The organism is Streptomyces sp. NPDC048481 (genome assembly GCF_043200075.1).
Lineage (GTDB): Bacteria > Actinomycetota > Actinomycetes > Streptomycetales > Streptomycetaceae > Streptomyces.
Genome location: NZ_JBICXC010000009.1, coordinates 83,540 through 97,257, shown reverse-complemented (window position 1 = coordinate 97,257; position 13,718 = coordinate 83,540). Strand labels below are relative to the sequence as shown.

The 13,718-nt window shown below is 71.4% G+C and carries 16 protein-coding genes; 15 read left to right on the top strand and 1 reads right to left on the bottom strand.

What is annotated here, in order from left to right; translation table 11 throughout:
* Positions 1-15 precede the first annotated feature (15 nt).
* Complete coding sequence (ffh, locus tag ACGFSH_RS25305) at positions 16-1,566, top strand: signal recognition particle protein (RefSeq protein ID WP_393352484.1); 1,551 nt, start codon at positions 16-18, stop codon at positions 1,564-1,566.
* An 87-nt stretch (positions 1,567-1,653) separates the two neighbouring features.
* Positions 1,654-3,594, top strand: coding sequence for an ATP-dependent zinc metalloprotease FtsH (gene ftsH, locus ACGFSH_RS25300; protein WP_393352483.1), 1,941 nt, complete (start codon positions 1,654-1,656; stop codon positions 3,592-3,594).
* A gap of 38 nt (positions 3,595-3,632) precedes the next feature.
* Here ftsH and ACGFSH_RS25295 read toward each other — a convergent pair whose 3' ends face one another.
* A complete protein-coding gene (locus ACGFSH_RS25295) occupies positions 3,633-4,499 on the bottom strand; it encodes an SAM-dependent methyltransferase (RefSeq protein WP_393352480.1) in 867 nt (288 codons plus the stop codon).
* A gap of 563 nt (positions 4,500-5,062) precedes the next feature.
* On the opposite strand from ACGFSH_RS25295, the gene ACGFSH_RS25290 reads away from it, so the two are divergent.
* From ACGFSH_RS25290 to ACGFSH_RS25230, 13 genes are all read left to right on the top strand, one after another.
* Positions 5,063-5,659 (top strand): hypothetical protein, encoded by a 597-nt coding sequence (locus tag ACGFSH_RS25290; protein ID WP_069773287.1) that lies wholly within the window; start codon positions 5,063-5,065, stop codon positions 5,657-5,659.
* 337 nt (positions 5,660-5,996) lie between these two features.
* A complete protein-coding gene (gene rpsP, locus ACGFSH_RS25285; protein ID WP_351356742.1) occupies positions 5,997-6,419 on the top strand; it encodes a 30S ribosomal protein S16 in 423 nt (140 codons plus the stop codon).
* A gap of 5 nt (positions 6,420-6,424) precedes the next feature.
* Entirely contained in the window at positions 6,425-6,664 is a 240-nt protein-coding gene (locus ACGFSH_RS25280; protein ID WP_005479813.1) for an RNA-binding protein, read from the top strand.
* 158 nt (positions 6,665-6,822) lie between these two features.
* The gene (rimM, locus tag ACGFSH_RS25275; RefSeq protein ID WP_393352477.1) at positions 6,823-7,389 is read left to right on the top strand and encodes a ribosome maturation factor RimM; all 567 of its coding nucleotides are present in this window, start codon (positions 6,823-6,825) and stop codon (positions 7,387-7,389) included.
* The gene (gene trmD, locus ACGFSH_RS25270) at positions 7,389-8,222 is read left to right on the top strand and encodes a tRNA (guanosine(37)-N1)-methyltransferase TrmD (protein ID WP_393352475.1); all 834 of its coding nucleotides are present in this window, start codon (positions 7,389-7,391) and stop codon (positions 8,220-8,222) included. The genes rimM and trmD overlap by 1 nt, the downstream gene beginning before the upstream one ends.
* A gap of 137 nt (positions 8,223-8,359) precedes the next feature.
* Complete coding sequence (rplS, locus tag ACGFSH_RS25265) at positions 8,360-8,710, top strand: 50S ribosomal protein L19 (RefSeq protein WP_030943163.1); 351 nt, start codon at positions 8,360-8,362, stop codon at positions 8,708-8,710.
* A gap of 45 nt (positions 8,711-8,755) precedes the next feature.
* The gene (gene lepB / locus ACGFSH_RS25260) at positions 8,756-9,481 is read left to right on the top strand and encodes a signal peptidase I (protein WP_393352472.1); all 726 of its coding nucleotides are present in this window, start codon (positions 8,756-8,758) and stop codon (positions 9,479-9,481) included.
* Entirely contained in the window at positions 9,474-10,577 is a 1,104-nt protein-coding gene (gene lepB / locus ACGFSH_RS25255; RefSeq protein ID WP_393352469.1) for a signal peptidase I, read from the top strand. The genes lepB (ACGFSH_RS25260) and lepB (ACGFSH_RS25255) overlap by 8 nt, the downstream gene beginning before the upstream one ends.
* Positions 10,465-11,445, top strand: a complete 981-nt coding sequence (gene lepB, locus ACGFSH_RS25250) for a signal peptidase I (RefSeq protein WP_393352466.1) — start codon at positions 10,465-10,467, stop codon at positions 11,443-11,445. The genes lepB (ACGFSH_RS25255) and lepB (ACGFSH_RS25250) overlap by 113 nt, the downstream gene beginning before the upstream one ends.
* Before the next feature lie 109 nt (positions 11,446-11,554).
* Positions 11,555-12,328, top strand: coding sequence for a signal peptidase I (gene lepB, locus ACGFSH_RS25245; protein WP_393352463.1), 774 nt, complete (start codon positions 11,555-11,557; stop codon positions 12,326-12,328).
* Entirely contained in the window at positions 12,318-12,848 is a 531-nt protein-coding gene (locus tag ACGFSH_RS25240) for an NUDIX hydrolase (RefSeq protein ID WP_393352460.1), read from the top strand. Before lepB (ACGFSH_RS25245) ends, ACGFSH_RS25240 begins: the two co-directional genes overlap by 11 nt.
* Before the next feature lie 56 nt (positions 12,849-12,904).
* A complete protein-coding gene (locus ACGFSH_RS25235) occupies positions 12,905-13,213 on the top strand; it encodes a DUF2469 domain-containing protein (RefSeq protein ID WP_055510545.1) in 309 nt (102 codons plus the stop codon).
* A gap of 127 nt (positions 13,214-13,340) precedes the next feature.
* A complete protein-coding gene (locus ACGFSH_RS25230; protein WP_393352457.1) occupies positions 13,341-13,718 on the top strand; it encodes a YraN family protein in 378 nt (125 codons plus the stop codon).

The following is a 13,718-nucleotide window of genomic DNA, read 5'->3' as shown; positions in this document are numbered from 1 at the left end:
AGGACCGACGCCGCCGTGTTCGATACTCTCTCCGATCGCCTCTCAGCGACCTTCAAGAACTTGCGCGGCAAGGGGCGCCTGAGCGAAGCGGACATCGACGCCACGGCGCGCGAGATCCGCATCGCGCTCCTCGAGGCCGACGTCGCCCTGCCGGTCGTCCGCACCTTCATCAAGAACGTCAAGGAGCGGGCCCTCGGCGCCGAGGTCTCCAGGGCGCTGAACCCCGCCCAGCAGGTCCTGAAGATCGTCAACGACGAACTCGTCACGATCCTCGGCGGCGAGACGCGCCGGCTGCGCTTCGCCAAGCAGCCGCCCACCGTGATCATGCTGGCCGGCCTCCAGGGCGCCGGCAAGACCACCCTCGCGGGCAAGCTCGGCCGCTGGCTGAAGGAGCAGGGCCACTCGCCGCTGCTCGTCGCCTGCGACCTCCAGCGCCCCAACGCCGTCAACCAGCTCAGCGTCGTCGCCGAGCGCGCCGGCGTCGCGGTCTACGCCCCGCAGCCGGGCAACGGCGTGGGCGACCCGGTCCAGGTCGCGAAGGACTCCATCGAGTTCGCGAAGTCCAAGGTCCACGACATCGTGATCGTGGACACCGCCGGCCGCCTCGGCATCGACGCCGAGCTGATGCGCCAGGCCGCCGACATCCGCGACGCCGTCTCGCCGGACGAGATCCTCTTCGTCGTCGACGCGATGATCGGCCAGGACGCGGTCAACACCGCCGAGGCCTTCCGCGACGGCGTCGGTTTCGACGGCGTCGTCCTGTCGAAGCTCGACGGCGACGCCCGCGGCGGTGCGGCCCTGTCGATCGCCTCGGTGACCGGCAAGCCGATCATGTTCGCCTCCAACGGCGAGAAGCTCGACGAGTTCGACGCGTTCCACCCCGACCGGATGGCCTCCCGCATCCTCGACATGGGCGACCTGCTCACCCTGATCGAGCAGGCGGAGAAGACGTTCAGTCAGGAAGAGGCCGAGAAAATGGCCTCCAAGCTGGCGTCCAAGAAGGGCCAGGACTTCACCCTGGACGACTTCCTGGCCCAGATGGAACAGGTCAGGAAGATGGGCAGCATCTCCAAGCTGCTCGGCATGCTGCCCGGCATGGGCCAGATCAAGGACCAGATCGCCAACCTCGACGAGCGCGACGTCGACCGCACGGCCGCGATCATCAAGTCGATGACCCCGGGCGAGCGCCAGGACCCGACGATCATCAACGGCTCGCGCCGCGCCCGTATCGCCAAGGGCTCCGGCGTCGAGGTCAGTGCCGTGAAGGGCCTGGTCGAGAGGTTCTTCGAGGCCCGCAAGATGATGTCCCGCATGGCCCAGGGCGGCGGCATGCCCGGAATGCCGGGGATGCCGGGCATGGGCGGCGGCGCCGGCCGGACCAAGAAGCAGCCCAAGCAGGCCAAGGGCAAGCAGCGCTCCGGCAACCCCATGAAGCGCAAGCAGCAGGAGCTGGAGGCCGCCCGGCGGCGCGAGGCCCAGGCCCAGGGCGGAAACGCGCTCGGCCTGCCCCAGCAGGGCGCGCAGGACTTCGAGCTGCCGGACGAGTTCAAGAAGTTCATGGGCTGAGGCCCCGCAAGGCCACGAGGGCGCTCTCCGCACCGGAGGGCGCCCTCAGCGCATGCCGTACCGCGCGCTCTGCCGTAACGTCCAGATATGAGCAATGCCGCTCCGGCGCGCAAGGACCCCGACAAGCCGTGGCGAACCGAGGGCACCCCGGACGACCGGCAGCGATCCCCGGACGGCAGGAGACCGCGGGGCCGCTGGTGGGGGCTGGCCGTCACCGCGGTGATCGTCTTCCTTCTCGCCTACATCGGGCTGAACTACCTCGGCGGGGGAGACGAACCGACGATCTCCTACACGGAGTTCAGCAGACAGGTCGACTCGGGCAACGTCGAGAAGATCTACTCCAAGGGCGACGCCATCCAGGGCCGGCTGAAGAAGGCCCGCGACGACCCCGACGGCGGCGGCCAGTACACCACCTTCAAGACCCAGCGCCCGGCCTTCGCCGACGACGACCTCTGGCGGAGCCTGGACCGCCACGACGTCACCGTGACCGCCCGCCCGGTCGTGCAGCAGCGCAGCCTGCTGTCCAACGTGCTGCTCTCGCTGGCGCCGATCGTGCTGCTGGCCGCCCTGTGGATCTTCTTCGCCCGGCGTCTCGGCGGCGGCCTCGGCGGCGCGGGCGGCATGCTCGGGCGCAAGACCCCGCCCCGGCCCGTGGAACTGCGGCCCGACGGCCGGCGCACCACCTTCGCCGACGTCGCCGGGATCGACGAGGTCAAGGGCGAGCTGGACGACGTCGTCGACTTCCTCGAACACCCCGAGCGGTACCGCCGGATGGGCGCGAAGATGCCCCGCGGCGTGCTGCTCGCCGGCTCGCCCGGCACCGGCAAGACCCTGCTGGCACGCGCGGTGGCGGGCGAGGCCGGCGTGCCGTTCTTCTCCGCCTCGGCGTCCGAGTTCATCGAGATGATCGTCGGCGTCGGCGCCTCCCGGGTCCGCGAACTGTTCGCCGAGGCCCGCAAGGTGGCGCCGTCGATCATCTTCATCGACGAGATCGACACCATCGGACGGGCCCGCAGCGGCGGCGCCTCGGTGAGCGGCCACGACGAGCGCGAGCAGACCCTGAACCAGATCCTCACCGAGATGGACGGCTTCACCGGCTCCGAGGGCGTCGTCGTCATCGCGGCCACCAACCGCGCCGACATCCTCGACCCGGCGCTGACCCGGCCCGGCCGCTTCGACCGGGTGGTCAGCGTCTCCCCGCCGGACCGCGCCGGACGCGAGGCCATCCTCGCCATCCACACCCGCGACATCCCGCTCGCGCCGGACGTGGACCTGACCCGGGTGGCCCGGACCACCCCCGGCATGACGGGAGCGGATCTGGCCAATCTCGCCAACGAGGCCGCCCTGCTCGCCGTCAAGCGCAAACAGGAGCAGGTGACGCAGTCCGACCTGTCCGAGGCGCTGGAGAAGGTGCAGCTCGGCGCGGAGCGCACGCTGGTCATGCCCGAGGAGGACCGCCGGCGCACCGCCTTCCACGAGAGCGGCCACGCCCTCCTCGGCATGCTGCAACCCGGCGCCGACCCGGTCCGCAAGGTCACCATCGTGCCGCGCGGCCGGGCCCTCGGGGTCACCATGTCGACCCCCGAGGTCGAGCGCTACGCGCACTCAGAGGAGTACCTGCGCGGCCGGATCATCGGCGCCCTCGGCGGCATGGCGGCCGAGCAGGTCGTGTACGGCGTCGTGACCACGGGCGCCGAGAACGACCTGGAACAGGTCACCCACATCGCGCGCGGGATGGTGGCGCGCTGGGGCATGAGCGAACGGGTCGGCCGCCTCTCCGCCCTGCCCGGCGACGCCCAGCAGGCCTACGGCCTCGCCGCCGCACCGGCCACCCTCGACGTCATCGACAGCGAGATGCGCCGCCTCGTCGACGAGTGCTACGAGGAGGCCTGCCGCAAACTCCGCGACCACCGCGGCCAGTTGGACGCCCTCGCCCACGCGCTGCTGGAACACGAGACGCTGGAGGAGGCGGACGCGTACCGGATCGCCGGCGTCTCCCGGCTGACCAAGACCGACACGCAGCTCTGACGGCCGCGACCCGGCCCGCGGCCCCGGACGCGCGTGCGTCAGGGGGTACGGGCGATCAGGTACCGGAACACGTTCGGCATCCACACCGTCCCGTCCGGCCGCAGGTACGGGTGCAGCGCCTCCGTGACCTCCTTGTCGACCTGCGCCTGGTCCGTCGCCGCCACCGCCGCGTCGAACAGGCCCGTGGAGAGCAGCCCCTTGAGGGCGCTGTCCAGGTCGGCGTACCCGAACGGGCAGGCCACGCGTCCCGAGCCGTCGGGCCGCAGCCCGGCCCGACGGGCGACGTTCTCCAGGTCGTCGCGGACCGCCGGACGCAGCCGGACCGTGCCGCGGTCCTGGTCGGCCGCCCTGGCCGCGACCCGCAGCACCGCCGTGGTGGCGCAGCGCTCGGGCGGGCCCCAGCTCACCAGCACCACGGGCGCGCCGCGCCGGGCGAGCGGCGTCGCGGCCGCCAGCGTCCCGGCCAGCTCCTCCGCGTCGCCCGCCACGCGCCCGATCGGCTCGAAGGCCGTGATCGCCGTGTACGCGGACGGCTGTCCGCCCGGCCGGTCCGCGGCCGCCGCGGGCAGGCGGTCGGTGAGCCGGACGTCCGCACGCGCGCGTGTCCCCGTGTTCTCGCCGAGCAGCCGCTCGCGGGCGAGGGCCAGCCGGGCGGGGGAGGCCGGCTCGACGCCCGTGAAGGCCGCTCCCGCGGAGGCCGCCATCACCAGGGCGAGCCCGGAGCCGCAGCCGAGGGACAGGAGCCGGGTGCCCGGCCCCACGTCCAGTCGTTCGTGGACCGCCTCGTAGAGCGGGACCAGCATCCGTTCCTGGATCTCGGACCAGTCACGCGCGCGGGCGCCCAGATCAGCGCGGGGCGCCGGCCCCGCGTGAGCCAGGTTCCGTCGCACGAGCACAGGTGTCATGGAAAAGCGCCCCAATCCGCCGTGAGTCTGCCGCTCGACTCGCTCAGGTGGGCCCCCGTGCAGTGCCCTCGCACCGCTCCCGTATGCCAGGTAACTCCCCGTCTGCGGCCGCGTCCAGGGGTTGCGGCGTCCGGGTTGGGGACGGCATGTGCCTGTGGCGAGAATTCACATTCCGGCAACGCGGGGCCGTACCATCGCGGCCGTGGCCGAGGCTCTCGCCCCCACCGGGCGTCCGGGGGCGGGCCGGTGCCGGACGGCGAGGACGCTCGCGGTAACGTCACGGTCGTCGCACGCGCTTACCCAGGCAGCGCCCTTCGCCGGCGAGAGCGTCCGAAAGGCCCCTTGCGCCCCTCGGAACAACCGCGCCCCGGCGCGCGGGGCGAGCCTACGCGCCGGGTCGTAGCGCGGCCTACGCACCAGCTTGGTATGAGCTGTGAGGCTTCTCCGCAGATCAGCGCACCCGCCCTCGTCCGGACGCATCAGTACCGACTGACGGGTACGTGCAAATTATTTGGGATGCCCCGGAATAGGAACACAGGGGCACCCCCGCTCGTTGTCATTACGTGAGCACGACACAGACACCACCAGTTCTCGCCGCAGAGCTGGCAGAGGCGTGGGCCGACATTCAGCGGTACCACCCCGAGCTGCCGGATCTCGCCGCGCCAGAGTCCCTGATCGGGGAGTCGTCGTCCGCCTGCGGTCACGAGCTCTCCTTCGAGCGACTGCTCCATGAGGCAGTCCATGGCATCGCCGCCGCCCGCGGCGTCCGCGACACCTCCCGCGCGGGCCGCTACCACAACCGCCGGTTCCTCGCGATCGCCGAGGAGCTGGGGCTGGACCACCCCGAGGAGCCGCACCCCAGCAGCGGGTTCTCCCTGGTGACGCTCAACCCGGAGGCCAAGCGCCGCTACCGGCCGACGATCGAGCGCCTCCAGCGGGCCCTGAAGGCCCACACGGCGGCCACCTCCGCGGACACCGCCCGCACCTTCCGCGGTCCGGCGGCCCGGCACGGCTCCTCGGGCGGAGGCGTCCGGGTCAAGGCCGTCTGCGACTGCGGGCGCAACGTTCGGGTCGTGCCCTCGGTCCTGGCCCAGGCGCCGATCGTGTGCGGGGGCTGCGGCAAGCCGTTCCGGATCCCGGAGATCGCCGGCGCGGCGTAACCCGGGCGGCCCGGCACCGGCATCTCGTGGCTGCCGGTCGACGGCCGGTCGGCACGGACGGGCGCGGCCCGGGGCCTCATGGCCCCGGCCGCGCACCCGGCAGGCGTCCGCGGCGCCGGACGCCCCTGCGGTGTGCCCGGCCGGGGCCGGGCGGCCGCCGACGGGACCTCGGCCCGAGGCGCCCCGCGGGGTGTGGCACAATGGCAAGCTGTACTCGACAGTCGCACAGGACCCCTCTCTCCTCCGGCTGACGCGTCCATCGGGCACTCGGGTACCGCAACCCCACGCGGCAACTTCGCCGTGCCCAATCACGTCAAAACCAGGAGAACCCACTCCAGTGGCAGTCAAGATCAAGCTGAAGCGTCTGGGCAAGATCCGTTCGCCTCACTACCGCATCGTCGTCGCCGACTCCCGTACCCGTCGTGACGGTCGTGCGATCGAGGAGATCGGCAAGTACCAGCCGACGTACCACCCGTCGATCATCGAGGTGGACGCCGACCGTGTGGCGTACTGGCTGGGTGTCGGCGCGCAGCCGACCGAGCCCGTCCTCGCCATCCTGAAGAAGACCGGCGACTGGCAGAAGTTCAAGGGCGAGCCCGCCCCGGCGCCGCTGCTCGTCGCCGAGCCGAAGAAGGCCCGCCCGTCGTTCGAGGCCCTCGGTGGCGACGACTCGGGCAAGGGTGAGGCGATCACCCAGAAGAAGAAGGCCGAGAAGAAGGACGAGGCTGCCGCCGAGTCCTCCGAGTCGACCGAGGCCTGAGCACCATGCTCGAAGAGGCGCTTGAGCACCTCGTGAAGGGCATCGTCGACAACCCCGACGATGTGCAGGTCGCCTCGCGCGACCTGCGCCGCGGGCGCGTGCTCGAGGTCCGGGTCCACCCGGACGACCTCGGCAAGGTGATCGGCCGCAACGGCCGCACCGCGCGCGCTCTGCGCACCGTCGTGGGCGCCATCGGCGGCCGGGGCGTCCGCGTCGACCTCGTCGACGTGGACCACGTCCGCTGACGCGTTTCGCAGCACCGGCTCGGGCCGGGGAGGGCCACTGGGCCTTCCCCGGCCCGCAGTCGTTCCGGCACCCGCACCCCCGCAGGTACGACGTACTCGTGCCCCCGCGCATCGCCGGCACCGACAGGCACGACAGGCACGACAGGAGATCTTGAGAAGTGCAGCTCGTAGTCGCACGGATCGGCCGCGCCCACGGCATCAAGGGCGAGGTCACCGTCGAGGTACGCACCGACGAGCCGGAACTGCGGCTCGCGCCCGGCGCCGTCCTGTCCACGGACCCGGCCTCGACCGGCCCGCTGACCATCGAGACCGGCCGGGTGCACAGCGGCCGTCTCCTCCTGCGCTTCGAGGGCGTCCGCGACCGCAACGCCGCCGAAGCCCTGCGCAACACGCTCCTCATCGCCGAGGTCGACCCCGAGGAGCTGCCCGAGGAGGAGGACGAGTACTACGACCACCAGCTGATGGACCTGGACGTCGTCACCAAGGACGGCGAGGAGGTCGGCCGGATCACCGAGATCTCCCACCTCCCCTCCCAGGACCTCTTCATCGTCGAGCGGCCCGACGGCAGCGAGGTGATGATCCCGTTCGTCGAGTCGATCGTCACCGAGATCGACCTGGAGGAGCAGCGGGCGGTCATCGACCCGCCGCCCGGCCTGATCGACGACCGCGCCGAGATCGCCTCCTCCCGCGACGAGGCCGAGGGCGCGACCGAGGACGGGTCCTGATGCGCCTCGACGTCGTCACGATCTTCCCCGAGTACCTGGAACCGCTGAACGTCTCCCTCGTCGGCAAGGCACGCGCGCGCGGGCAGCTCGACGTGCGGGTGCACGACCTGCGGGAGTGGACGTACGACCGGCACAACACGGTCGACGACACCCCTTACGGCGGCGGCCCCGGCATGGTCATGAAGACCGACCCCTGGGGCGACGCCCTCGATTCCGTCCTGGCCGACGGCTACGAGCGGGGCGCGCACGCCCCCGCGATCGTCGTCCCGACGCCGAGCGGACGTCCCTTCACCCAGGAACTGGCCGTCGAGCTCTCCGAGCGCCCCTGGCTCATCTTCACGCCGGCCCGCTACGAGGGCATCGACCGGCGCGTCGTCGACGAGTACGCCACCCGGCTCCCCGTCTACGAGGTCTCCATCGGCGACTACGTGCTGGCCGGCGGGGAGGCCGCCGTGCTGGTCGTCACCGAGGCGGTGGCCCGGCTGCTGCCCGGCGTGCTCGGCAACGCCGAGTCCCACCGCGACGACTCCTTCGCCCCCGGCGCCATGGCCAACCTCCTGGAAGGCCCCGTCTACACCAAGCCGCCCGCCTGGCGCGGCCGGGAGATCCCGGAGGTGCTGCTCAGCGGGCACCACGGCAGGATCGCCCGCTGGCGGCGCGACGAGGCGCTGCGCCGCACCACCGCCAACCGGCCCGACCTGATAGAGCGCTGCCCGCCCAAGGCCTTCGACAAGAAGGACCGCGAGATGCTCTCCATCCTGGGGTGGGCGCCCGATCCCGAGGGCGAGTCCCACGGTCGATTTTGGCGCAGGACCGACGGCGTGGAACAATAGGTCGCTGTTGTGCGCCGTCCGGTGTGCGCCCCTGCCACAGGGGGACACGACGCCCGCCTCGACGGGCACACGGCAATCAATCCCCGAACTTCTAGTTCCGTTGATGACCTGTGGCATCAGCGAAGAAAGCAGACGAAATGTCTCACCTGCTCGACACCGTCGACGCCGCGTCGCTGCGCAGCGACGTCCCGGCCTTCCGCCCGGGCGACACCGTCAACGTCCACGTCCGCGTCATCGAGGGCAACCGCTCCCGTGTGCAGCAGTTCAAGGGCGTCGTCATCCGCCGTCAGGGCGCCGGTGTCCGCGAGACCTTCACGGTCCGCAAGGTCTCCTTCTCCGTGGGCGTGGAGCGCACCTTCCCGGTGCACACCCCGATCGTCGAGAAGATCGAGCTCGTGACCCGCGGCGACGTGCGTCGCGCCAAGCTCTACTACCTCCGTGAGCTGCGCGGCAAGGCCGCGAAGATCAAGGAGAAGCGCGACAACTGAGCGCCTTCCGGGGTTCACAGAGGGGCCGGATAACATCTGGCCCCGATGGACACCGAAGCTCAGCCGACGCAGCGCGACCGCTCCTCCCGACCTTCCGCACCCGACGTCTCCCCGGAGACCCGGGGCCCGGAGGGACCGGAGGGCCGGTCGCGTTTCGCGTTCGCGGGGCGTCTGGCCCGCCGGCTCCCGGGCGGCCGGGTCACTGCGACGCTGCTGGTCTGCCTGGTGTGCCTGCTCGCCGTCAACGCCTTCGTGGCGCAACCGTTCCAGATCCCCAGCGGATCCATGGAGAACGGATTGAGGATCGGGGACCGGGTTCTCGTAAATAAGTTGGCGTACCGTTTCGGTGCCGCACCCCGGCGCGGCGACGTCGTCGTCTTCGACGGCACCGGCTATTTCGGGAACTCCGACTACGTCAAGCGCGTCGTGGGGGTAGGGGGAGACCACGTGGTCTGCTGCGACAAGGAGGGGAGGATCCAGGTGAACGGCCGGTCGGTCGACGAGTCGACGTTCCTGTATCCCGGTGACAGCCCGTCCACGGTCGGCTTCGACGTCGTCGTGCCCGACGGCAGGCTCTTCGTCCTCGGCGACCACCGCGCCCGCTCCAGCGACTCGCGCGACCACCTCGGCTCACCGGGCGGCGGCATGATCCCCGTGGGCGACGTCGTCGGCCGCGCCGACTGGATCGTCTGGCCCTACGCGCACCTGACCCGGCTGTCCCGCCCGAGCGCCTACGCGCGCGTGCCCGGCGCGGAGGGCGCCCATGGGTAACCGCGGCAGACCGCGCGGCGTGTCCCCGTCCCCGGCGGACAACCTGCTGCCCACCGGCTCACGGCGCGCCGCGAGCCCCGGCGGCGGACGCTCGCGCGCGGAGCGGCGCAAATTGCAGCGCAAGGTCAAGCGCAAGCGCAGGCGGTCGGCCGTCCGGGAGATCCCGCTGCTGGTCGGCGTCGCCGTGCTGATCGCCCTCGTCCTGAAGACGTTCCTCGTCCAGGCCTTCGTGATCCCCTCGGGCTCCATGGAACAGACGATCCAGATCGGCGACCGCGTCCTGGTCGACAAGTTCACCCCGTGGTTCGGCTCGAAGCCCGAGCGCGGGGACGTCGTCGTGTTCAAGGACCCGGGCGGCTGGCTGAACGACGAGCAGACCACCGTCAAGAAGAAGGACCCGGTCGTCGTCAAGCAGATCAAGGAAGGGCTGACCTTCATCGGTCTGCTGCCCTCCGACAACGAGAAGGACCTCATCAAGCGGGTCGTCGGAGTGGGCGGCGACCGCGTCGTGTGCTGCGACGCCCAGGGCCGGGTGACCGTCAACGGTGCTCCCCTGGAGGAGGGGTCGTATCTGTACCCCGGCAACGCGCCCTCCAGCACCCCGTTCGACATCACCGTCCCGCCCGGCCGGCTGTGGGTGATGGGCGACCACCGGGCCAACTCGGCCGACTCCCGGTTCCACCAGAACACCGACTACGGCGGCACCGTCTCGGAGGACGAGGTGGTGGGCCGGGCCATGGTCATCGCCTGGCCGCTGGGCCACTGGGTGCGTCTCAAGGAACCGCAAACTTTCTCCGCCGTGACCGGCTCGGCCGCCGGGGCGACCGCGTCACCCCGGCTGTCGCATAGTGTTGCTACCGGCGATCCGAATCCGAACGGATCGGTCCGGCAACTCCCGAGCCCTGCGGAACTCCCGCTCGTTATGGGAGTGGTGGGCCTGCGTCGTACGTGGCGCGGGCAGCGGCACAGAGTGAGGAGTTGGCGTGGGGGATGTGGCGGTTGGCGCACGGTCCGGGCACGACGGCGAGGATCATCGCGGACACCCCGTGGAAGCCGCCGACCCGGCGCCGGACGACGGCGTGACCTCCGGGAGTGACCCTGCGGCGGGCGGCGACGGCCCGCCGTCGAGCGAGCCGCCCCGGACGGGCGGCGAGGGATCGGGCGGCCCGGCGCCGAAGGCGAAGAAGCCCCGCTCCTTCTGGAAGGAGCTGCCGATCCTGATCGGCATCGCGCTCGTCCTGGCGCTGCTGATCAAGACGTTCCTGGTGCAGGCGTTCTCCATCCCGTCGGCGTCGATGGAGAACACCCTGAAGATCGGCGACCGGGTCCTCGTGGACAAACTGACCCCGTGGTTCGGCTCCGAGCCGGAGCGCGGCGAGGTCGTCGTCTTCCACGACCCCGACGACTGGCTGGCGGGCGAGAACACGGCTGAGCCGAACGCCTTCCAGACCGTCCTCAGCTGGATCGGCCTGATGCCGTCCGCGGAGGAGAAGGACCTGATCAAGCGGGTCATCGGCGTCGGCGGCGACACGGTCTCCTGCAAGGGCACGGGCCCGCTCACGGTCAACGGCAAGGCGCTGAACGAGCCGTACGTCTACCCCGGCAACACCCCGTGCAGCCAGGACGACCAGGGCGGCCAGTTCTCGGTGAAGGTCCCCAAGGGCTACGTCTGGGTGATGGGCGACCACCGGCAGAACTCGCGCGACTCGCGCTACAACCAGTCGGACAAGAACCACGGCATGGTCCCCGTCGACCAGGTCGTCGGACGCGCCATCGTCAAGGCCTGGCCGATCAGCCACTGGGGCACGCTGCCGGTGCCGGACACCTTCGACCAGACCGGTCTGAACGACCAGTCAGCGGCTTCCGCGGCGCTGACGGCCGCCCCCGGCGGCCTCGCCCTGGTCGGCGCCGTACCGGTCGTCCTGTGGCGTCGTCGGCGCGACCGGACCGCCGGGAACCGCTGACCTCCCCCTCTCCGCCGTGCAAACCCTTTCCCAAGCTTGTGGACGAGGCCGGGGAAGACCCTGGTGAAGGGCTGACCCGGCTCGGTACCGCCGGGTAGGGTGCGGATCCATGGGTGGCGAGAGCACTACACGTACGGCCCCGCACAGCGGCGGCACCAGCAGTGGCCCGGTGGGCAGCCGGACCGGACAGCGTCTGTCCGGTCTGGCCGTCGCGCTGGGCCTCGTGCTGTTCCTCGGCGGATTCGGCTGGGGCGCCCTGGTCTACCGGCCGTACACCGTGCCCACCAGCTCCATGAGCCCGACGATCGCCGCCGGCGACCGGGTGCTGGCCGAGCGGGTCGACGGCGGCGAGGTGCGCCGCGGGGACGTGGTGGTCTTCACCGACAAGACCTGGGTCAGCGACGCGCCCGTGGTCAAGCGGGTGGTCGCCGTCGGCGGCGACACGGTCTCCTGCTGCACCGACGGCAAGCTGACCGTCAACGGCAAGCAGATCGAAGAACCGTATCTTCCCGCCGGCAGCCTGGCCGAGAACAAGAACATCCCGACCGTGAAGGTCCCGGACGGCCGGCTGTTCCTGCTCGGCGACGAGCGCGAGGGCTCCCTGGACTCCACCGCCCACCTCACCGACGCGGCCCAGGGAACCGTCGCGCGCACCGCCGTCAAGGCCCGCGTCGACGCCGTCGTCTGGCCGATGAACGGCATGCTGAAGCGCCCCACCGGCTTCGAGACCCTCGGCGCGCTCTCCCAGCCCGGCCCGCTGGGCACGATCGGCTGGCTGATCGTCGCTGGGGCGGTCCTGGTGCTCGGCGGCGGCGCGTACGGCCCGATCGCCAAGCGGACCTCGGGCCGCCGCGCCGGGCCGGAGGCCGCCGGTGCCCGCTGAGACGGCGGACGGGCCGGCCGACGCCGCCCCCGCCGGGGACGGGCTGCGCAAGGTCGCCCGGGTCGTGCTCCTCGACCCGCAGGACCGCATCCTGCTGCTGCACGGCCACGAGCCGGACGACCCCTCCGACGACTGGTGGTTCACGCCCGGCGGCGGTGTCGAGGGCGACGAGACCCGCGCGGAGGCCGCCCTGCGCGAACTCGCCGAGGAGACCGGCATCACCGAGGTCGAGCTGGGCCCGGTGCTGTGGCGGCGCATGTGCTCGTTCCCCTTCGCCGGCCGTCGCTGGGACCAGGACGAGTGGTACTTCCTGGCCCGGACGACGGGCACGGCGACCGGGGCGACGGCCCTGACCGAGCTGGAGCGCCGCAGCGTCGCCGGATCGCGTTGGTGGACGTGTCGGGAACTGGCCCGGGCACATGAGACGGTGTATCCGACCAGACTCGCCGAGCTGCTGCGCACGCTGCTCGACGACGGTCTCCCCGCCGGGCCCGTGACCCTGGACACGGAAATCGTCTAGGGGCGCGCGGGACTGGCGCACAATGGGGAGATCGCACGGCTGAAGGGGAACATGCCATGAGCGCCGAGGACCTCGAGAAGTACGAGACCGAGATGGAGCTGAAGCTCTACCGGGAGTACCGCGATGTCGTCGGTCTGTTCAAATACGTGATCGAGACCGAGCGGCGCTTCTACCTCACCAACGACTACGAGATGCAGGTGCACTCGGTCCAGGGCGAGGTGTTCTTCGAGGTGTCGATGGCCGACGCCTGGGTGTGGGACATGTACCGGCCGGCCCGGTTCGTGAAGCAGGTACGGGTGCTCACGTTCAAGGACGTGAACATCGAGGAGCTGAACAAGAGCGACCTGGAGCTTCCGAGCAGCTGAGTCCCGCGCACCGCCCCGGAGCGCCGCCCGTGCGGGTGACGGGGTTTTCCACAGCCTCCGGGTTGTCCACCAAGATCCTTTCCGGGGCGGCGGATGCGTGAGCGTGGGTGCCGGAGGTGGTGCCCACATGAGCACGAACACGGATCTGGCCCGCGGAGCACTCGGCAGGTACGGCGAGGACCTGGCCGCACGGCGGCTCGCCGAGGCCGGCATGACGGTCCTGGAGCGCAACTGGCGCTGCGGCAGGACCGGCGAGATCGACATCGTCGCCCGCGACGGCGACGTCCTGGTCGTCTGCGAGGTGAAGACCCGCAGGGGCGGCGCGTTCCAGCACCCGATGGCCGCGGTGACGCCGCAGAAGGCACAACGGCTCCTCGCACTCGCCGCGCGATGGATCCAGGCGCACGGGGGAGCCCCGCCGGGCGGCGTCCGCATCGACCTCGTCGGCGTGGTCCTGCCCCGCCGCGGAGCGCCCGTCGTCGAGCACGCGCGGGGGGTGGCCTGA